The 19,965-nt window shown below is 48.1% G+C and carries 22 protein-coding genes and 1 pseudogene; 6 read left to right on the top strand and 17 right to left on the bottom strand.

The features are described 5' to 3' along the window. Positions 1 to 66: 66 nt before the first annotated feature. Positions 67 to 2,151 (bottom strand): Mu transposase C-terminal domain-containing protein, encoded by a 2,085-nt coding sequence (locus tag QUF14_RS25950; RefSeq protein ID WP_100733529.1) that lies wholly within the window; start codon positions 2,149 to 2,151, stop codon positions 67 to 69. Further along, positions 2,132 to 2,377, bottom strand: a complete 246-nt coding sequence (locus tag QUF14_RS25945; RefSeq protein WP_032333633.1) for a helix-turn-helix domain-containing protein — start codon at positions 2,375 to 2,377, stop codon at positions 2,132 to 2,134. Before QUF14_RS25945 ends, QUF14_RS25950 begins: the two co-directional genes overlap by 20 nt. Positions 2,378 to 2,609: 232 nt before the next feature. Here QUF14_RS25945 and QUF14_RS25940 point away from each other — a divergent pair, with 232 nt between their 5' ends. From QUF14_RS25940 to hypT, 3 genes and pseudogenes are all read left to right on the top strand, one after another. Then, positions 2,610 to 3,116, top strand: coding sequence for a DNA-binding protein (locus tag QUF14_RS25940; protein ID WP_047085337.1), 507 nt, complete (start codon positions 2,610 to 2,612; stop codon positions 3,114 to 3,116). 242 nt (positions 3,117 to 3,358) lie between these two features. Beyond that, positions 3,359 to 3,439: pseudogene (locus QUF14_RS25935) on the top strand (hypothetical protein); the annotation flags it as partial. A gap of 64 nt (positions 3,440 to 3,503) precedes the next feature. Next, complete coding sequence (gene hypT / locus QUF14_RS25930) at positions 3,504 to 4,415, top strand: hypochlorite stress DNA-binding transcriptional regulator HypT (protein WP_000340767.1); 912 nt, start codon at positions 3,504 to 3,506, stop codon at positions 4,413 to 4,415. Here the strand turns inward: hypT and iraD are convergent. The 4 genes from iraD to ytiC form a co-directional block, all read right to left on the bottom strand. Further along, on the bottom strand, positions 4,408 to 4,800 hold the full coding sequence (gene iraD, locus QUF14_RS25925) for an anti-adapter protein IraD (protein ID WP_000986225.1): 393 nt from the start codon (positions 4,798 to 4,800) through the stop codon (positions 4,408 to 4,410). The genes hypT and iraD overlap by 8 nt on opposite strands. Further along, positions 4,797 to 4,880, bottom strand: coding sequence for an iraD leader peptide IdlP (gene idlP, locus QUF14_RS25920; protein ID WP_123009414.1), 84 nt, complete (start codon positions 4,878 to 4,880; stop codon positions 4,797 to 4,799). The genes iraD and idlP overlap by 4 nt, the downstream gene beginning before the upstream one ends. Positions 4,881 to 4,995: 115 nt before the next feature. Then, positions 4,996 to 5,139 carry a hypothetical protein gene (locus tag QUF14_RS25915; RefSeq protein WP_272942095.1) on the bottom strand — a complete coding sequence of 48 codons (144 nt, stop codon included), beginning with the start codon at positions 5,137 to 5,139 and terminating at the stop codon, positions 4,996 to 4,998. After that, positions 5,118 to 5,186: a small protein YtiC gene (gene ytiC, locus QUF14_RS29105; protein ID WP_418930497.1), complete on the bottom strand. Its 69-nt coding sequence runs from the start codon at positions 5,184 to 5,186 to the stop codon at positions 5,118 to 5,120. The genes QUF14_RS25915 and ytiC overlap by 22 nt, the downstream gene beginning before the upstream one ends. Before the next feature lie 285 nt (positions 5,187 to 5,471). On the opposite strand from ytiC, the gene QUF14_RS25910 reads away from it, so the two are divergent. Further along, complete coding sequence (locus QUF14_RS25910; protein ID WP_000062585.1) at positions 5,472 to 6,302, top strand: DUF2686 family protein; 831 nt, start codon at positions 5,472 to 5,474, stop codon at positions 6,300 to 6,302. A gap of 140 nt (positions 6,303 to 6,442) precedes the next feature. Here the strand turns inward: QUF14_RS25910 and uxuR are convergent, their stop codons facing one another. From uxuR to uxuA, 3 genes are all read right to left on the bottom strand, one after another. Beyond that, a complete protein-coding gene (gene uxuR, locus QUF14_RS25905) occupies positions 6,443 to 7,216 on the bottom strand; it encodes a Uxu operon transcriptional regulator (RefSeq protein ID WP_000833686.1) in 774 nt (257 codons plus the stop codon). A gap of 213 nt (positions 7,217 to 7,429) precedes the next feature. Continuing rightward, positions 7,430 to 8,890, bottom strand: coding sequence for a fructuronate reductase (locus tag QUF14_RS25900; protein ID WP_000208194.1), 1,461 nt, complete (start codon positions 8,888 to 8,890; stop codon positions 7,430 to 7,432). Between the two features lie 80 nt (positions 8,891 to 8,970). After that, a complete protein-coding gene (uxuA, locus tag QUF14_RS25895) occupies positions 8,971 to 10,155 on the bottom strand; it encodes a mannonate dehydratase (RefSeq protein WP_000438605.1) in 1,185 nt (394 codons plus the stop codon). Between the two features lie 338 nt (positions 10,156 to 10,493). Between uxuA and gntP the strand changes: the two genes are divergently transcribed. Both gntP and QUF14_RS25885 read left to right on the top strand, forming a co-directional pair. Further along, positions 10,494 to 11,837 carry a gluconate permease GntP gene (gene gntP / locus QUF14_RS25890; protein ID WP_000558264.1) on the top strand — a complete coding sequence of 448 codons (1,344 nt, stop codon included), beginning with the start codon at positions 10,494 to 10,496 and terminating at the stop codon, positions 11,835 to 11,837. Between the two features lie 20 nt (positions 11,838 to 11,857). Then, on the top strand, positions 11,858 to 12,016 hold the full coding sequence (locus QUF14_RS25885; protein ID WP_001355118.1) for a hypothetical protein: 159 nt from the start codon (positions 11,858 to 11,860) through the stop codon (positions 12,014 to 12,016). 5 nt (positions 12,017 to 12,021) lie between these two features. Here the strand turns inward: QUF14_RS25885 and fimH are convergent, their stop codons facing one another. From fimH to fimE, 8 genes are all read right to left on the bottom strand, one after another. Then, positions 12,022 to 12,924 (bottom strand): type 1 fimbria D-mannose specific adhesin FimH, encoded by a 903-nt coding sequence (fimH, locus tag QUF14_RS25880; RefSeq protein WP_024212026.1) that lies wholly within the window; start codon positions 12,922 to 12,924, stop codon positions 12,022 to 12,024. A gap of 19 nt (positions 12,925 to 12,943) precedes the next feature. After that, the gene (fimG, locus tag QUF14_RS25875) at positions 12,944 to 13,447 is read right to left on the bottom strand and encodes a type 1 fimbria minor subunit FimG (protein WP_000872000.1); all 504 of its coding nucleotides are present in this window, start codon (positions 13,445 to 13,447) and stop codon (positions 12,944 to 12,946) included. A gap of 12 nt (positions 13,448 to 13,459) precedes the next feature. Continuing rightward, on the bottom strand, positions 13,460 to 13,990 hold the full coding sequence (gene fimF / locus QUF14_RS25870) for a type 1 fimbria minor subunit FimF (protein WP_100733712.1): 531 nt from the start codon (positions 13,988 to 13,990) through the stop codon (positions 13,460 to 13,462). Positions 13,991 to 13,999: 9 nt separating this feature from the next. Then, positions 14,000 to 16,636: a fimbrial usher FimD gene (fimD, locus tag QUF14_RS25865; protein WP_000121028.1), complete on the bottom strand. Its 2,637-nt coding sequence runs from the start codon at positions 16,634 to 16,636 to the stop codon at positions 14,000 to 14,002. A 66-nt stretch (positions 16,637 to 16,702) separates the two neighbouring features. Beyond that, entirely contained in the window at positions 16,703 to 17,428 is a 726-nt protein-coding gene (fimC, locus tag QUF14_RS25860) for a type 1 fimbria chaperone FimC (protein WP_000066536.1), read from the bottom strand. 36 nt (positions 17,429 to 17,464) lie between these two features. After that, entirely contained in the window at positions 17,465 to 18,004 is a 540-nt protein-coding gene (gene fimI, locus QUF14_RS25855; protein WP_000823427.1) for a type 1 fimbrial minor subunit FimI, read from the bottom strand. Between the two features lie 64 nt (positions 18,005 to 18,068). Then, entirely contained in the window at positions 18,069 to 18,617 is a 549-nt protein-coding gene (gene fimA / locus QUF14_RS25850; RefSeq protein ID WP_000695548.1) for a type 1 fimbrial major subunit FimA, read from the bottom strand. Positions 18,618 to 19,096: 479 nt separating this feature from the next. Continuing rightward, entirely contained in the window at positions 19,097 to 19,693 is a 597-nt protein-coding gene (fimE, locus tag QUF14_RS25845) for a type 1 fimbria switch DNA invertase FimE (protein WP_000044720.1), read from the bottom strand. Positions 19,694 to 19,965: the final 272 nt, after the last annotated feature.

The raw sequence follows: 19,965 nt of genomic DNA, 5'->3' as shown, positions 1-19,965 counted from the left end.
TCCATCATTACAGATTCACTTTGTTTTCCTTGTTTAACAGTCCGTTCCCGCGGACTGTTTTTTTATTCAGGCCAGCGGATCATCTTCTTCCTGCATGGCAAAAAGTTTTTGCATCCCCAGTCTGAAATCGCGTTCAAATTCTTCGTCATGCTCTTCTTCATATTCCGGTTGCTGAACGGTCACCACATTACCAACCGGGCGATAAACATTATCCAGCCAGGGTTCAGCCTGTTTGTGTTCCAGAATCTGAATACCTTCATCTTCAGCATCGCGAATTTTTTCCTCAGCGCGTTTGCGCATCCCTTTAATACGCTGCTGTTGTTTGTGATATTCCGCACTGACAGGGAAGGCTGCGCGTTTATTGCCGTTCCATATCGCCTCACAGATAAAGCTGCCGTCCTTGCGACGTACCGTAATTCGCTCGGCGTCATGAATGTCATAACTGATAAGCACTTTGCGACCGTGTTCGTCACGCAGCTCCGGCGCGTAATAAATATTGCCAAGCCATTTGATTTCACAGCGTTTTACCGGACGCTCCACCATCGGGCGGAACATGTCGCGCAGCTCAAGATCACTCAGCCACTCAATTTCGGTGTCTTCTTCTGCCAGGCGTTTTTTTCTGAACTCTGCCGGGCTGTAATGCCGCCCGTTCGGTTTCATAGGCAGCTCAGAATGCGGGCGGTTGTTGTACCATTCCACGCCTTCACGAATAGCCTCAATAAGCTCCGCCCACGATGGTAGCTCGCGCATTGCAGCTTTCTGGCGGTCGTTCAGAGGCTTGTCCTGTTGCAGGGCGTTAAACGCTGAACGCAGATCACGGTTAAGTACACGCAACGATTCCCGGTCAGCACCCTTGCCAAAATAGGTGCGATACCTCCTGGCTATACGCATCGGCAGTGTCCGGTTCAGGCGTTCAATAATGCCGCGCCCCTGTGGATTACCGGCAATACCTGTTGGGTGTTTAATCCCCAGGCGGGGCAGAATACCCACGACCTCTTTGTCCAGCATGTCAGCCGTTTCACCAGAACCGTTATCCGAGTAATACAGAAACGGTTTTCCGTGGTTACGAATGCCGTGCTGTATCGCACCGGCAACGGCGAACACGTTCTCGGCAAGGTCAAGACTCCAGCCAACAACAAACCGGGTTCCACCGTCGATCACAAATGTGACTTCCGGTGAGAATGGACGCCCGTGGATCGGATGTGCACATTTCAGCTTCATACCGTGACCGTCACCAATCCAGACATAATTCACCGGCATAGCTATCCAGTCGCGGCGGGTGAATCCTTCAAGCTGACGGTATTCACTGCCAGTAACGCGTCCTTTTTGTTTCACCACTTCCGGCAATTTCTTCATGGCATAACGAACCACATCGTAAGAAGGCATCACCTCCAGCATGTACGGTTCGTCTGCATGGCGACGCTGCCATTCCGCGACAAAATCCTCGTAGGCTTCAGACATAGGTCTGCCGTTCACCTGGCGATACTGCGCCAGAAATTCAGGCAGCCAGCTAATTTCTTCCGGTTTTATTTCGTCGCGTTTTCCTGGTGCCAGTAACAGCAGCCGTTCTGCGGCGTTCTGTGACTGGTTGTACTTCAGCACCCACTGATAAAGCGGGTCACGACTGATGGTGCGATTAGCGCCACGTTTTGCATTGGCGTTAACTGCGGCCTGTTGCAGGCGTTCCGGTAGTTCACCTTTACGGGCTTTTTCGACAAGATAGTTAATGGCTTTCAGCCGCCCGAGATTACCGTCGCTTTCCAGCTTCAGCACTTCCACCACCAGCGCAGCCCTTGCTTCAGATACCCGACGCTGATTTTCGGTCAGCGCGTTCAGGCGTTCTTCCATCAGTTGTGGCGAACCGCGATATGCTTCGATTGCCTGGACTGCATCAGGATTACGAGCCTTCCTGGTAACAACCTTCACTTCAGAAACATTGTTCTCTGTAGCCACCAGCTGTTCTATATAGCGTTCACGCAGTGCTTTTTGAATTACAACAGGTAAAGAGTTTATTTCGCACTCAACAACACGCCCCTTAACCCCTGCTTTAAGACGTGTCCGCCATGACTCTTTCTTAGCTTTCTTATGCAAACCTGCAAGTGAACTAGGTAAACCACAAAATGAAGCTAATTCAGTCATTGGAACCCACATTCTTCCTCCGTGAGCGACGTTCATATCTGGTTGGCCAAATAACCTCTGGTTGAACTCCAATAGCCTGCGCAATAATCCCTTCTCCCTTTAAATAGGGGACTCGCAAAGTATTACCTAACGTTCTTGGCCTTAAATTATTTTCTCTCGATAAGCGAGATAAATTAGTACCACGTTTCTCAAGCTCAGCCTTGATATCAGCGGAATCCCAATCCTCACCTAAAATCACGATTAACACCCCACGCGCTTTCTATGGCAAACTCTATAACTCATGCGTGTAACTCCCGAGAGTTACTCAACTGTGTGTACTTGGAATGTTAGATATTAACTTAGTAAATATCAACTGGTTAATTTCAAATTTCTCGCACGCTCTTTGTATGTTGTTGATATTGATATAAATATTTTTGAAATTAACTATGATCAATAGATATTTCCTTAGTTAATTTCATCTGGAGGTTGATATGATCCAAGATCAAGAATGGGTGCCTGCTAGTGAACTCCTTGGTGTTGGTGGTTTACCCACATCCCTTGCAGGGCTCCATAAGCGAGCAAGAAATGAGGGGTGGGAAAAACGTTCAGTTACAACACCTGGAGTTAGAGGAAGAGCCTTTGCGTACCGAGTGCAAGATTTGCCTGAACACGTCGCTGCAATTGTTAGCGGTCAGTCACAAGCAACAACTAAACCATCAAACAAGGCCTCAAAAGCTAATGAGTTGATGAAAATTATGGATTCTCTAAGCGAACAAGAAAAAGAGATTGTGATCCACATGCTCAAACGAAAAGGCGTTGAAAAGTTGCTCGAATTTTGCAGCCAAGAAAACCAAGAGTTGATTAGTTTAACGGGTATCCGAAGATTAGCCGCTTTAAGCCTAAATAACCTGTCAGAACAAAAGGTTAGAGAGATTTTGGCGAAAAATGAAGCTGAGGCCGATCTCATCCAACTGACCAACAAGACAGCTAGCATATAATCAGCTAGCTGTACTTAACTTACCTAGTCCCTTTCTACAACTTCTGATAAGCTAGTTTTAAAAGTCTTTAAAAGGTCAAAATAAGCAAGATGCCTTATCTTGAATGTTTTGTTGTTCTGAACAAACTAAACGGCCCTTGCTCATTTTATCTTGAATACAACTAGCAGCTAACTTATTGAATCCAATCAAATCCCGTCTTTTTTAATCTCTTCCCGGTTATCTTGAATAATTTACCTAGTCATATTGAACAGGTATACGCCCGCGGCAAACTGATGGTTAAAGACGGCAAAGCCTGCGTGAAAGGAACTTTTGAAACGGCATAAACGGTTGTCAGCCGCCCGAATGGACGTAGAATGCCCGCAAGGGCGGCTGACAGAGTAAAACGTAATGGATGACTGTGGTGCAGTTTTGCATAATATTGAAACAAAATGGCTTTATGATTTTCTGACCCTGGAAAAATGCCGCAACTTTTCCCAGGCGGCAGTCAGTCGCAACGTCTCACAACCCGCATTTAGCCGTCGCATCCGCGCGCTGGAACAGGCAATTGGCGTTGAATTGTTTAACCGCCAGGTGACACCTCTGCAACTCTCGGAACAAGGGAAAATCTTCCATTCGCAGATCCGCCATCTGCTGCAACAGTTAGAGAGCAACCTTGCAGAACTGCGTGGCGGCAGCGATTACGCGCAACGTAAAATCAAGGTAGCCGCTGCACACTCTCTTTCTCTCGGTCTTTTACCGTCCATTATCAGCCAGATGCCGCCGCTCTTTACCTGGGCGATTGAAGCCATTGATGTTGATGAAGCGGTCGATAAACTGCGTGAAGGGCAAAGCGACTGTATTTTTTCCTTTCATGACGAAGATTTGCTGGAAGCACCGTTTGACCACATTCGCTTATTTGAATCTCAATTGTTCCCCGTCTGCGCCAGTGACGAACACGGAGAAGCGCTTTTTAACCTCGCACAGCCACACTTTCCGTTACTGAATTACAGCCGTAACTCCTACATGGGGCGATTGATTAACCGTACCCTGACGCGCCACAGTGAGTTAAGTTTCAGCACCTTTTTTGTCTCGTCGATGAGCGAGCTTTTAAAGCAGGTTGCCCTCGACGGCTGTGGGATTGCCTGGCTGCCGGAGTACGCCATCCAACAAGAAATTCGCAGCGGGAAGCTTATCGTTCTGAATCGGGACGAACTGGTGATCCCGATTCAGGCCTATGCATACCGGATGAACACCCGTATGAATCCCGTGGCCGAACGCTTCTGGCGCGAACTGCGCGAGCTGGAGATTGTGCTTAGCTGACATTCTCCAGCGTCGCACTACACCAACCGCCACTATCCCAGACCAGATCAAACGTTAGCGGTTCATCGTCGTGGTGCAGCATTATCTCAAGGCTGATCGCCAGCGTGTGGCTGTACGCTTCTTTCAAATTGACCTGCAACGCCGCAATCCGAGGCTCATGAAATAACAGTGCAGAACGTAGTTGACGGCAATACCAGCTCTGGAGATGTTTGTCGCTCTGGTTATGCACTTGCCACTCAGGCATACCTGAAACAAGTAATGAAGGTAATGCCGAATGAGGAGAATTAAAAAGAGTGAGGAGATCGCTGCATACCGATTTACGCAGTGATAACGTTTTATTGCCTGAAATTTCAGGTGAAACAGCCTGAAGTGATTGGCGCATCATTTTGCGCACTCCTGACGTTTAGCAACATATGTGGCTTGCCCTGAATACCGGGCACCACTGTATTGATGCTCATTTTCCATAGCCATTCCCTTTTGTTCATTACATCCATGTCAGTCTGAGACAGGCCTGAATCCTGTCAGCAAAGTATAAAACCTTACTTGCCTATGAATATCTACTGACTTTTCAGGAAAAAAGTCATGATTTGATAAAAATCATCAAACTCAAAAAAAAACTGCTAGTATATTCTGAATATTCCGAATAGTTACGTAGATTAAAATACTTGTCACCGCCGCTACTTAATCCCGGCGGGAGATTATTTATTTTCGTATAATCAACCATGTATTATTTGAAACAATTAGTTTGTAAATAATATAAATTGATAACATATCAAATACATCAAAAACACCATTCACAGGCATTATTAATATAGACATCAATATAACAACATCAAATTCCAATTAGTAATAAGATATGCTTTTTAATTGCATGCAAATAATTTTAAATGAGCGTTTTTTGATACTTTAGAGTGTTTCCCACCCTTTAATATGACCGTGTAGAGTTGATATCACTACAACAGAAACATGCATGTCATTTGTTTACTTCTCTTTTTACTACAGAAAAATTTATCTATTTTTCTAAGCATCAGTGAAATACTCATAAAGGTAACTATTATGTCTATGCCATTAAGCAATACCGCTAATAACCAAATCTATACAAATAATCACTTCCTTCATCATCCAAAAGTCGACAATAAGTTAACACGTGAATATGAATATGCACGCATGGATACGGAAAATATCTATCTCCTGCCTCTTACTCGTGGCAATAACCATAATTATGATGGAAAAAGCGTTGTCGAAATTAGAAAACTTGATATTAGCAAAGAGTCCTGGCGATTTAATTATGTGACAGAAACATGCAGAGAATTCAATGGTATTACAACAACAGGACGTATGCTCTATCGAAACTTGAAAATCACCTCAGCTTTAGACGAAATATATGGTGGTATATGTAAAAAGGCGCATGCTGCCACAGAGTTAGCGGAAGGATTACAACTAAATTTATTTATGAAGAGCCCTTTCGATCCTGTTGAGGAATATACAGTTCATGAAATAACATTAGGCCCTGGTTGCAATGTTCCAGGTTATGCTGGAACCACGATAGGATATATTTCAACCCTTCCAGCTTCTCAGGCAAAAAGATGGACCAATGAGCAGCCAAGGATTGATATCTATATTGATCAGATAATGACGGTAACAGGGGTAGCAAATTCTTCCGGATTCGCCCTTGCCGCATTACTTAATGCTAATATTGGAATGGGAAATGACCCAATAATTGGTATAGAAGCTTATCCAGGTACCGCGGAGATCCATGCAAAAATGGGATATAAAGTTATCCCCGGTGATGAAGATGAGCCACTCAAACGCATGACTCTGCAACCGTCATCTCTTCCAGAACTGTTTGAATTAAAAAATGGTGAATGGAATTATATTGGTAAATAACCACTGGGAAGAATGAGTACTAACATTCAGGTTATACAGATATTTAAACAATACCCTGCAATTTATAAAGTAATACTCATTGCGACTTCTTAATTTAAGAAAGCGCAAGGAACGTTTACCCTTGCGCTTATCATAATAAGTCAGGCGTCGACTTTATCCAGCGGCCATGAATCAAACAGATAGCCATCAAAATAAATATCGTCAACGTTCGAGAATTCAAGCAGACGTTGCTTCACGTTTTCCAGATGCTGCCACATTGCCAGCTTCGCCGCTCGGGCGTCTTTTTTGATTAACGCGGCGAGGATCTGTTTGTGATCGCCCAACCACTCTTTGCGATACAGGCTGTCATCCAGATGGCTGTGCAACTGGATCCACATCGGATTGTTTTCCCGCCATTGCCAGGACTGACGGAATAGCTCCACCAGCATGCTGTTATGCGTCGCTTCGGCAATGGCGAGATGGAACTGCATGTCACCGCTTTCGCTGCTGCCCGGCGCGCTGGAAGCCAGCTCACGCTCTTCCAGTTGTAATGCCTGGCGCATTTTGACGATATCTTCGCGGGTAGCCTGCAGGGCGGCAAATTCCGCGATGTTACTTTCCAGTAACTGACGCGCCTGTAACAGCTCAAAAGGACCGGCATCATTGCAGACGTTGGCATCCGGACTGTCTGTGTTGTGGCTGCCTGAGCTATCAAGAACATAAATACCGGCACCCCGGCGCACTTCCACCAGCCCTTTGATCTCCAGCATGATCAGCGCTTCACGTACCACCGTCCGCGTGACATCAAGCATTTCTGCAATTTCACGCTCCGGCGGCAGCCGTTCGCCAGGATTGTACGGCGTCTTTATGATCAGATCGCGGATCATCGCCCCGACTTCCTGGTAAGGTCTTTGCGCAGAGGTGGCAGATTTCATGGTGTTGTGTCCGTTAGGTGCAGTTAATCAAATTTTTGCCGGATGCGTCGTGCACGCCTTATCCGGCCTACAACGGGCGATTTTACGGCCCCCGTCAATCTCAAACTATACCATTAGCACTGGAAGTTGGCACGTACAGGTGGGCAAAAAACGAAAACTGGTCAACCAAATATTATTTTGATTGACCAGTAAGTCTGTTGGGTAATCAGTTAGTTACAGCGCAGCCACACACTCGCGCGCACCGCGTTCGCACAGCTGCTGATATGCCGCCGTCACCGCGCCAACAAAGTCGGCATTCTGCGGCAGATCATCGGCAAAAATACCGCTCAGGCCCAGCAGCGCTTTCACGCGGTCTGCGCCCTGATACTGCGCGTTAATCTTCTGGAACTCGGCCAGCATCGGGTCTACCACGTCAATGGCATTACCCTGCTCATCCACACCCTGGGTGTAGCGCATCCAGCCAGCCACGCCGAGCGCCAGGTGACGCCAGCTACCGCCGTTTTGTAGGTGCAGACGCACCGGGTCCAGCAAACGCTGCGGTAACTTCTGGCTGCCGTCCATCGCAATCTGCCAGGTACGGTGACGCAGAGACGGGTTGCTGAAACGCTCGATCAGCAGCGTCGCATAGGCGTTCAGGTCCGTACCTTCCGGCATCGACAGCGTTGGCGCTTGTTCCTGCATCATCAGGGCAAAGGCCGCTTTGCGATAATCCGGATTAGTCATGGTGTCGGCAATGGTTTCATAGCCGCCGAGGTAACCGAGGTACGCCAGGAAAGAGTGGCTGCCGTTCAGCATACGCAATTTCATCATTTCGAACGGCACAACGTCTGCAACGAACTGTGCGCCCACTTTATCCCAGTCCGGGCGACCATTAACGAAGTTATCTTCAATCACCCACTGACGGAACGGTTCGCAGGCAATGGCACACGGGTCATAAACACCCAGCTGGTCAGCAATTTCCTGTAAGGTTTCTGGCGTCGCAGCCGGAACGATGCGGTCAACCATGGTGCACGGGAAGGTGACATTCTCTTCAATCCATGCAGCCAGCTGCGGATCACGCGCCTGAGCCAGCCCCAGAACGGCAACTTTTGCCACGTGGCCGTTTTCACGCACGTTGTCGCAGGACATCACCGTAAACGCTTTCAGCCCTTTTTCACGACGCAGACGCAAAGCTTCAACGATGTAACCAATCGCGGACTTCGGCGCAGTCGGGTTTTCCAGATCGTGCTTGATCAGCGGGTTATTGAGATCCAGCTGACCGCTCGCCGCATCGGCGCAATAACCTTTCTCTGTGACCGTCAGGGAGACAATCGCCGTCTGCGGACGCGCCATCGCGTTGAGAATACCTTCACAACCGTCGATTTCCGGGTGCAGGGCTTCTTTCATCGAACCGATAATTTTCAGCTCGGTGCTTTCTGCGCCTTTTTCCGCCACGGTGTACAGCAGTTGCTGTTTTTTCAGGTTTTCGATCAGCACGCGGTCGTTACCTGGCATCAGGTTAACTTCGCAGATCCCCCAGTCGCTATCCGTGCTTTCCAGCAGGTGATGGGTGTACAGCGCCTGGTGCGCGCGGTGAAACGCCCCGCAACCGAGATGCACAATGCGTGATTCCAGACGAGAATGATCCCATGACGGGCGGGCAACCGGCAGATTGCTGTCAACAATAGTAGTCATCGTAAACTCCAGAATCCGTCTTCAGAGAGTGACGGCAAGGAAGAAGGAACCGGCACGGCGCGCAGCCATGCCGGTGGATATTAACGGCTAAAGAAAGCGCGCTGGATCGCCATTTCGACGCCGCGAACTTCAGCCAGACCTTTCAGACGACCAATCGCGGAGTAACCTGGGTTGGTTTTCTTCTTCAGGTCGTCCAGCATCTGGTGGCCGTGATCCGGACGCATTGGGATCAGGTCTTCTTTGCCTTCCGCTTTACGACGATGCTCTTCTTCAACAATCGCTTTCACCACTTCGTACATATCAACGTCACCGTTCAGGTGCGCCGCTTCGTGGAAGGTTTTCGGGTTATCTTCACGCATGGTGGAACGCAGATGGGTGAAGTAAATACGCGGACCGAACTGCTTGATCATATCAACCAGATCGTTGTCAGCACGCACGCCGTAGGAACCGGTGCACATGGTGAAACCGTTCGCCATGCTGTTTACGGTATCAACCATCCACTGCATATCTTCAATGGTGGAAACGATACGCGGCAGGCCGAGGATTGGGCGCGGCGGATCGTCCGGGTGAACAGCCATACGCACGCCAACTTCTTCCGCAACTGGAATGATCGCCTTCAGGAAGACCGCAAAGTTTTCGCGCAGTTTGGCTTTGTCGATATCTTTGTACAGCTCCAGGTGCTTACGGAACTGGTCAAGGGTGTAGCCTTCTTCCGCACCCGGCAGACCGGCAATGATGTTACGGGTCAGACGCGCTTTGTCTTCGTCGCTCATAGTGGCGAAGCGTTCAGCGGCCTGAGCAATTTCTTCTTCGGTGTAATCCGCTTCCGCGCCTGGACGCTTGAGGATGTGCATTTCAAACGCAGCAAATTCGATCTGGTCGAAGCGCAGAGCTTTGGAGCCATCTGGCAGCACGTATTCGAGGTCAGTACGGGTCCAGTCGAGCACCGGCATGAAGTTGTAGCACACGGTGCGAATGCCGCACTGCGCCAGATTGCGCAGAGTTTGCTGATAGTTAGCGATCCACTGCTCGTAGTTGCCAGTATGAGTTTTGATATCTTCGTGAATTGGCACGCTTTCTACGACAGACCACACCAGGCCTGCGTCTTCAACGATCGCCTTGCGTTTGAGGATCTCTTCTACGGACCATACTTCCCCGTTCGGGATATGGTGCAAAGCGGTAACCACGCCAGTCGCGCCCGCCTGACGGACATCAGCTAAAGTGACCGGATCATTTGGGCCGTACCAGCGCCAGGTCTGTTCCATGATTTTTCCTCTTTCACATAGTGGGTTCCACAGCAAAGAGACGCGGAACCCCGGAGTTGTTTAGGTATCCGGATGAACAACCAAACCGCAGCCGTGGCGTTGCATCGGATGAGATGGCGTATAAGTTCTACCTTTTGGTAAGACATGTCAACCCGAAATCTGAAATTGGTTAACCACATCACAAGATTTCACGCGCACGCTCGTTGCTGCAAATTGCAGCAACGGGTAATTGACAGTTATTAATCAGAGGGTGTGACATTCATCGCAACAATGGTTGACCAATTTACATAACATGTCGCCCAAAATAACAACGGTTCAACCAGGTAAGGTAAAACGTTATGCATGTGCTTAACATTCTTTGGGTAGTATTCGGTATCGGCCTGATGCTGGTACTGAATTTGAAGTTCAAAATCAATTCAATGGTGGCTTTGCTAGTGGCGGCGCTGTCCGTCGGGATGTTGACGGGCATGGATTTGATGTCGCTGCTGCACACCATGAAAGCGGGCTTCGGCAACACGCTGGGGGAACTGGCAATCATTGTTGTGTTCGGTGCGGTCATTGGTAAATTGATGGTCGACTCCGGCGCGGCCCATCAGATAGCGCATACGCTGCTGGCGCGTCTCGGCCTGCGCTATGTCCAGATATCGGTGATTATCATCGGCCTGATTTTTGGTCTGGCGATGTTCTATGAAGTGGCCTTTATCATGTTAGCGCCGCTGGTTATCGTCATTGCCGCCGAAGCTAAAATTCCGTTCCTGAAACTGGCTATTCCGGCAGTAGCGGCTGCTACCACCGCACATTCACTTTTCCCTCCGCAGCCGGGTCCGGTGGCGCTGGTGAATGCTTATGGTGCAGATATGGGGATGGTTTATATCTATGGTGTACTGGTGACAATCCCAAGCGTAATCTGCGCAGGCCTGATTCTGCCGAAGTTCCTCGGTAATCTTGAGCGCCCAACGCCATCATTCCTCAAAGCGGATCAACCGGTGGATATGAATAATCTCCCCTCTTTCGGCGTTTCGATTCTGGTACCGCTGATCCCGGCGATCATTATGATCTCTACCACTATCGCCAATATCTGGCTGGTCAAAGACACCCCTGCGTGGGAAGTCGTTAACTTTATAGGTTCATCGCCGATTGCAATGTTTATTGCGATGGTGGTTGCATTCGTACTCTTTGGCACCGCGCGTGGTCATGACATGCAGTGGGTGATGAACGCCTTTGAAAGCGCGGTAAAAAGCATTGCGATGGTGATTCTGATCATCGGTGCGGGCGGCGTGCTGAAGCAGACCATCATCGATACCGGCATTGGTGACACCATTGGCATGTTGATGTCACACGGCAATATCTCGCCGTACATCATGGCGTGGCTGATCACTGTGCTAATTCGTCTGGCGACGGGTCAAGGTGTGGTTTCGGCGATGACTGCCGCCGGGATTATCAGTGCTGCAATCCTTGATCCAGCAACCGGTCAACTGGTTGGCGTGAATCCGGCGCTGCTGGTGCTGGCGACGGCTGCGGGTTCCAACACCCTCACCCACATTAATGATGCCTCATTCTGGCTGTTCAAAGGTTATTTTGACCTGTCAGTAAAAGACACGTTGAAAACCTGGGGTCTGCTGGAGCTGGTCAACTCCGTGGTTGGGCTGATTATTGTGTTGATTATCAGCATGGTAGCGTAAAAGAACGCCAGAGCCTGCCAATGGCAGGCTCTGTTCGGATTGTCGGTAAAGTGCGCTTTGTTTATGCCAGATGCGACGCTGGCGCGTCTTATCTGGCCTACAAAGGGCTAACGTGCGGGTTTGTAGGTAGCGTAGCGCATCAGGCAATATTGCGTACCAGCATTAGCAATGTCCTGTGATTTCTTTATTGATAAACAAAAGTCACGCCAATAATCGATTGCACATTCCCTGCGGTCACCTGCCCTCCGGTACGTGCGTAATTTGCCGTTAATCCCAGACTTACCGCCGAAGTCCCTACTGCTCCTAACGATACCGTGTTATTCGCTGGAATAATCGTACCGTTGCGCGTTAACTGTACGCCAACGCCCTGCGCTGGTGAAAACGACGCGGTATTGGTGAAAATCGAGTTGCCCGCATCTGCGGTTGTGCCGGAGAGGTAATACCCCAGGTTTTGGCTTTTCGCACAATAAACGGTAAGAGGAATCGGCACTGAACCAGGGTAGTCTGGCAGAGTAACGGTGACATCACGAGCAGAAACATCGCAGCCGCCAGTAGGCACCACCACATCATTATTGGCGTAAATATTCCACACAAACTGGAAATCATCGCTGTTATAGTTGTTGGTCTGTCGCAAAATAAGCATGGCAATTAATGAGCCAGCTTTAATCGCCACCCCGCCCGCACTGCTCACAGGCGTCAAATAAAGCGCCACCGGCCACGGCTTATCCGTTCTCGAATTATAAACAACGCGCGGCGTTTCGCTGGTGGTAGGAAATGGATAGCTACTGCCATTATATTTTACGGTCCCGGAAAAATGAGATAACACGCCGCCATAAGCCGAACCTCGTTGCAGTGTGACATAGTCTGTAATGGTTTCCGGGTAATCGTTATGGCAAAAGATTTGCGTCGAAAGATCTACGACCAGGTTTTGCCCCACATTCACGGCGGGCGCAAGGTTTACATAAACATTGGCGCTGCCACCGCCAATAGGGATAGCGGTGCCATTGGCGGTTTTACAGGCGAATGACCAGGCATTTACCGACCAGCCCATCAGCAGTACAGCAAACAGGGTAATAACTCTTTTCATTACAATCATCTCTTCGGATTCAGCTGTAGGTATAGGTGATGCTAATCACTGCCTGAATGGTTCCCTGAGTGGCTCCGCCATTTACCGTCAATGCTCTAACCTGTAACGGGAAGTGCGCTGATTGTGAGGAATCATCCACCTGAACTGTTTTGGTTGCGCCAGTATTCAATGTGTTGCCACTGTCATCTTGCAGCTCTAACTGGATGTTTTGCGCGGTCCCCTGGTTTTTATAATATCCCGTACTATCGGCTGCCCCGCTGAAGCTGGCGGTGACCCTCGATGTTCCCACCGGACAATGAGTCAACTCTAACGCAACATCATGCCAGGCCGATGCCGCACCGGCAGACACGAGACTGAAAGAATAAAGATCGCCGAGATCAACCGTGGCATTAGTGGTGGAAACCGTGCACGGTTTGGCGACGACCTTACCGTTCACGGTGATCGTGACATCGGCTGCCTGTAGCGTCGCACTTACGAGCGTCAACATTGCCGCCAATAAACACCCACGTATGCGCCATTTCATGAGCATCTCCTGTTACTGATATTCAAGAGTGAAGGTAGCCGTGGCATTGATATGCCCCGCAGTGACAGGCACCTGTGTCGCCATTAGCCGGGCGTAAAAATTCAGCGTATTTGGTTTACCCGGCGTCAGGGTCGTCCACGAAATCGCGGAGGATGGCGCATTAAGGGGGAACTGATTTTGTTGCTCATTCAGAAGCTGTATTCCCAGCCCCGCAGCCGCTGACACCGTATTTTCAAGTGCAAGCAGGTTGGCATTGTGACTATCTGCAACGCCGGTAAACCCAACCTTTACGGCAGAAACGGCATTACCACAGGGTGACAGCAAAATACGAAATGGAACGACAGGAGTCGTCGCGCCAATGTTGTTAAATTGCTTCGCCGCGTTTTCCATCAGATCAACAGTAAAATTGGTTGATTCAGCGGCCACACTACAGCCGTTATCTCTGACATAGCCGCGGATAGTAATCGTGCTATCCGCAGCCAAAGCGTGACTTACCGCCAGCCACAAAAAAGCGCACAGAAGATAAAAAGGTTTGCTTTTCATCACGCCCCCTTAACGACATTCAGCTGATAGCTGGGTTAATAACTGCTGCTGACTCTCTGGTGGCAGTTGATAATTGGCGACACAGTGAGCATTTTCCTCTTCTCCCCATTTCACCTGAACTTTTCCCGCTAAAGGCATCCCGCTGAGATAAACCTGACCATTATCCGCAACAATGCCGCTACTCTGACTACTCTCTGATGTGACCATCGCCCCAAACGGCAGCGGCTTATTATTGTGGGTTAGCGTCATGAGCAGTTTTATCCCAACACGCGCTTTAAACTCTGCTCGCACAATTGCCCCACGGGTGGGAACAACGTTAGCGACCGCGTTATCTAAATCGACGTTATCAGCCAGGGTATTGGTATCCAGCGCCACTCTATTTTCCCGATATTCTGTGGCATAAGGCAGCACGGCATAGCCGCGCCAGTCGGTACGCACCCCCGTCTGGTTTTCAACTTTTGCATCTTTTGCGCCGGGCGCTTTAACAAGCACCACCGTATCGTTTAACGGCTGCCCCAGCGTTACGCCATTGGCATGAGCCAATACCCCACCGCTGATTCCGTAATAGAGCTGCTTAATATCATCGCTATGGCTGTAACCAATGTTGGCATTGCCGTAGCCACCGCGATAATTCAGCGCGGCGTAGCCTGTACTTCCGCTATTACCATCGCCTCCCCCGGCATAGCCGGTTTGCACGCTATAGCTGAGGTTATTGTCTTCCAGCAACGTACCGTATACGCCCGCAAGGTTGGTCATCCGACCGTTGAGATCGTGTGACATGCTGTAGCTGGCACTGGCATGTCGCCACTGAGATTTACTGTCAGAACGCAGCCAGTGGCTGAAAGGAATATTGACGTTAAGAGCCAACATCTGATCCCGTCCTTTTTGCCACGCGTTTTTCGTCAGGCTATAGCTGAGCGTCCAGTTGATATCTTCGAAAGCAGTATTTAATCCAGCCTGGAATTGCTCATCGACATTACTCGTTCCCCAATAAGTTTGATGGCTACCACTCAAATACAGTGTTGATGTGCGTCCGAGTTGCTGAGTAACAGTGAGCTGTAATTTCCCGCGTTTGTTATAAGCGAGATTGTAATAGTCGGTAAATTTCGGCTTAACCTGAATAACACCATCCTGTGTTTCGATGTTGTAGCCACTCATTCGGCTGTATGTTGTATCAGCGAAATTAAAATACCCGCTGGTCGAGTAACGGTAACCCACTAACTGAAAATTCGTACCTGACTCATTGAGCGATTTGTTATAGAGAAAACGCACCGATTGCCCGTCATGCTGACTGTCATCAGGAAGTGTGGAATTAGCCTGCGTCATATCCACGGACAGAGCGCCCAGTGCCCCCATGTTTTTCCCGATACCGAAATTAAAAGCGCGATAACGATCCGCCAGTTGCGTTCCACCATATATTGTCCAGCCAGCCGGAAGGCCGTGGAGTAATGTACTCTGGAAAAAACGGGGTTTATCCTGTTGCGCATTTCCACTACGGTATTCTCCTGCCGTAATGGAATAACGAGTATGCCCTTCACGTTGCAAAAGCGGGACTGACGAATAGGGTACGGTAAAGATCTGCGTGCTACCGTCAGCCTCTTTAATCGTTACCTGCAAGTCACCACTATTACCTGCGGCATAGATATCGTTGATGGTAAAAGGCCCCGGTGGCACCGTACTATTATAAATGTCATACCCATTTTGTTTAATAGTGACCTGTGCAGTACCACGCGCAATACCGTGGATCACCGGGGCAAATCCTCTTTGGCTATCGGGTAACATATTGTCATCTGAGGCCAATTGTGCGCCGCGAAAGTTAATACCATCGAAAATATCGCCCTGAGTATAACCATCACCCAGCGTCAGCCGGGAACGCAACGGTATTATGTCTCGCTCAAGCCAGGTATTGATATGTTGCCATTTATTTTTGCTACCTGATGAACTGTCGCTACTGTTATAACTCCAGGTGGTATTGTCGCGTAAACGCCATGCACCAATATTTAACCCACTCTGTAGGTTTAAATATGCATAATGGCTGTTACCACCAATCCGATTCTGTACACTATTTCCGCTGAAATTATAATTGAGCAATCCGGCATTAATACCGGGGTCCCATAACTCTGGAGGAATATAACCACGCGCGCGATTACTCATAAATGCCTGAGGGATCGTCAGGTTGAGTCGCTGCTGACCAACATCTAAATGCGCAGTAGCGTCATGGATCATTGTAGTTAATGGCACGCAGGCATCATCCGCCAGCAAATTCATACCGGAGACAGAAGCCGTATTCAGCCCCATACTGGCAAGTTGCGCGCGTGTCAGGCAGGGAACAATCCCTTGTTCACTGTCGCCCGTATTAAATGTGACATCACGCGTTGCCATATAACCATTATTCAAATAGATATCGACGCGATACGTCCCTGGCGGTAATTCTTGACCATTCTCAAAACGCGATAAATCGGCCACAGCCTGGGGATCATCCGCTAAAAAGCGCGGATTAAAATAGAGTTCGGCAGATGACAAAGGTGCCTGTGCGGCAAAAGCACAGGCGACAAAGAGCCGAACAAAAAAACCAGCCAGACGAGGCTTACGAATATGCAAGCATTGTGTGTTTCGCTGGTAAAGTCTTAAATTCAGATATGACATTATTCCTCCGGTTTAAAATTACCCGGCAGTCAATTCTTTTTATTCAGGCGAAAAATTCCCCCTGCGTTATTCCATTACGCCCGTCATTTTTGGAGTAAGTGCGCCATAATCATTTATTGTTCGGTAAGTAATGTTGCTTCCTGCATCAGAAGGTAATTTAACTGTGCTTTCGCCCATTGGAGGCACCAATGCATTTTCAAGAACCCGAGTTCCGGCATTCAACTCTGTTACCGTCAGGTAATAGGGTGTCGGGTTAATCAGCGTCAGAGAATTCGCGCTACGACGAAATCTTAATTTTTCTGCGGCATGATCGGGTGGCAACGCTAATTTAGCCGGGCGATAGTACAATTTAATGCGGCTGATAATTGCGAGCTGTAGCGTATTCTCAGTCAATTTTGATTTATCCATTGACGGAATCGCTTTAACGTTCATCCAGAATAAACTTTCCCGATCCTGTGGCAATTGGTTATTTGTTGCATCAAGAATACGTAAGGTATTCTCTTTTTTTCCCTTCATCGCAAACAGAGGTGGCGTCACGATAAAACGACCATCCTTTACACCATCGGCATTTTCCACCCATGATTGAATTAAATAGGTGCTATTTTCATCATTATTTGTCACGGCAAGTTGTACTTGTTTTTGCCCTGCCGGATAAATAACGCGAGTCGCACCTAAGGCCACTCCTGCTTCCGCGCGTCCGGCAGCCATCATTGCCATGATCATCAGGATACCTGCCAGCAAGCAGAATGTTATTTCCTGCAATTTCCTTACATTGACGTTTTTATTACTCACTGTCTTGTTCCTGTTATCACATTATCTGCTGAACAATTACTGATAGGTTAAAGAGAACCAGGCCTGAGCATTGGCGATGCCGCCAGTAACCCGACGCCCGGTAGCACGATATTTGGCGATGAAATGTAACGAAGTAGAGCCTGAGTAAAGCCGTTTCCAGTTTGCTGGAGGACGATTAATCGGTACAAGGTTTCCTTCATCATCAAACAACGCTACGCCAATATTGGTGGCAATCCCTGGCCCCTCTCCCACGGAAAGCACATCCGGATTTTTACCATCCGCGACACCGTGAAACGCCACCCCCACACGTTCACTCACCACCGTGCTACATTCCCGTAAATGAATAACAAAAGGCACCGGTGCGCTATCTTCCCCAACCGCATGAAACCGGTTACTGCTGATTTGCCCCATATTGACCGTCATTTGTTTATCACCAGCTTCAATCCGGCAAGCTTCTGCAATAATGACGCCCTGAAATTGCATATTTCCGCCGGGCAACGTGGTGTTCCATTTATTTCCGGCCAGAGCAAACATTGGCAGCAACGACGCTAATAGAAATAATTTCTTCCTTTTCATCGTTATTTTTATCGCACAAGGGTGGGCATCCCTGCCCGTAATGACGTCCCTGAACCTGGGTAGGTTATTGATACTGAACCTTGAAGGTCGCATCCGCATTAGCAGCACCTGGGGTTGCGGCACCGGTTGCAAAGTAACGCGCCTGGAACGGAATGGTGTTAGTACCGTTATTCAGGGTTGATTCTGCACTAAATGTCGCACCGTCCAGCGCCAGCGCAGCACCGGTTCTGTCCAGAATTTGCACACCAACGTTTGTTGCGCTACCTGCAGCAGAACTCTGCAGAGCCAGTACATCAGTATGCGTAGCATCAATTGCCGTACCTAAGAAGGCAACAGCGGCTTTTGTAGCAACAGTGGTATCGCAATCATTCAGCTGAATGTTAAAACCAACGGCAGAGCTGGTTGCTCCAGTCTGCTTCAGGCTAGCGGTACGAACCTGTCCTAACTGAACGGTTTGATCAACAGAGCCTGCATCAACTGCGCAAGCGGCGTTAACAACTTCCCCTTTGAAGTGAACGGTCCCACCATTTACCGTCGTAGTATCGGCCAGAGCCGCTGCGGAACTGAGGGACAGAGCCGACAGAACAACGATCGCCAAAGTTTTAATTTTCATGCTGCTTTCCTTTAAAAAAACTGTTTCTAAATCGACATGGGCAGTCGTTCTGTACACTTTGTTTTGAAACGAATTGGACTGCCAACACTGCACAGTTCTTCCCCAAAAGATGAAACATTTGGGGCCATTTTGACTCATAGAGGAAAGCATTACGCACGAACTTTCTTAGTTTATTATTTGGATTTATATTCTATTAATACATTCTTTTATAGATTTTTATATTGAACACGGTGGTTTTTGGAGAGATGAATGAGGAAGTTGCTTCGAGACACAGAAACGTTAGCTTTACCTATAGCGGAGGTGATGTGAAATTAATTTATAAGAGAAACAATTTACATATCAAACAGTTAGTTGCTTTATGTCGTTTTTTTATATTTTTATGCTTGAGAACAAATACAAAACTTTTTTATGATATGGACAGTTTGGCCCCAATTGTCTTATATTTCCTTATCTTTTCATATTATTATCAATAAGTTACATCAGGCATCTTCTCTTTTTAATTTTTCGTTTATGAGATTATTTCTTTCCCATAATCCGGCAAAACGTGCAGCATTACTGGCGGTATAACGCACAGTATGGCGAATATTTCGATGCCCGAGATAATCCTGAATTAAACGGGTATCTGCACCACGCTCCGCCAGTTCATAACCGCAAGCATGCCTTAACATATGAGGATGAGTCTGCGTCACGGTTCCAGCTTCAATACCGGCATCGCGAATAATGCGATAGGCCTGCTGGCGAGAAAGTCGACTCCCGCGGCGAGAAATAAATATGGCGTCGGTCTGGTCAGCGCCTTTCCAGTTAATACGTTCCTGGGTCCAGCGCTCCACAGCTTCACGCTCATCAAAACGTAACGGGTGAACGGTAGAAAATCCGTTCTTCAGTCGGCGAATATTTATTCGACCTTCGTTAAGGTCAAGATCCTGATAATGCAGATCAAGCAGTTCACTAATACGCATCCCATGCCGATATGCCAACAAAATTAGGCAATAATCTCTGGCTCCCGTTGCCCCGTAACAAACCGCCTGCATCATGTCCTGAACTTCTTTACCGGTAAGATAACGACGTTTACTCACAATAGTAGTACTCCTGACTGAGATATATTTGAATGAATACCTATAGGAAACCTCGATCGGTTAAAATTAGCCCAATAGATAAAAAGATAACCACACAGGAAGTTATGTGGCTATCAGTCAATTACATTAAATATCATACAAAAATAAAATATCACTGATGTGACAACATCTATTTTCATTGATTTGATTCAATATAACAATAGATTGCAGCGGATTAACTTCCAGTTGCTTAAAAAATAAAGAAAAAAGTGCAGAAACAGGAGAACTTGAGT

The organism is Escherichia sp. HH091_1A, assembly GCF_030295175.1.
Classification (GTDB): domain Bacteria; phylum Pseudomonadota; class Gammaproteobacteria; order Enterobacterales; family Enterobacteriaceae; genus Escherichia; species Escherichia coli_F.
This window is presented reverse-complemented; position numbering and strand designations above follow the sequence as displayed.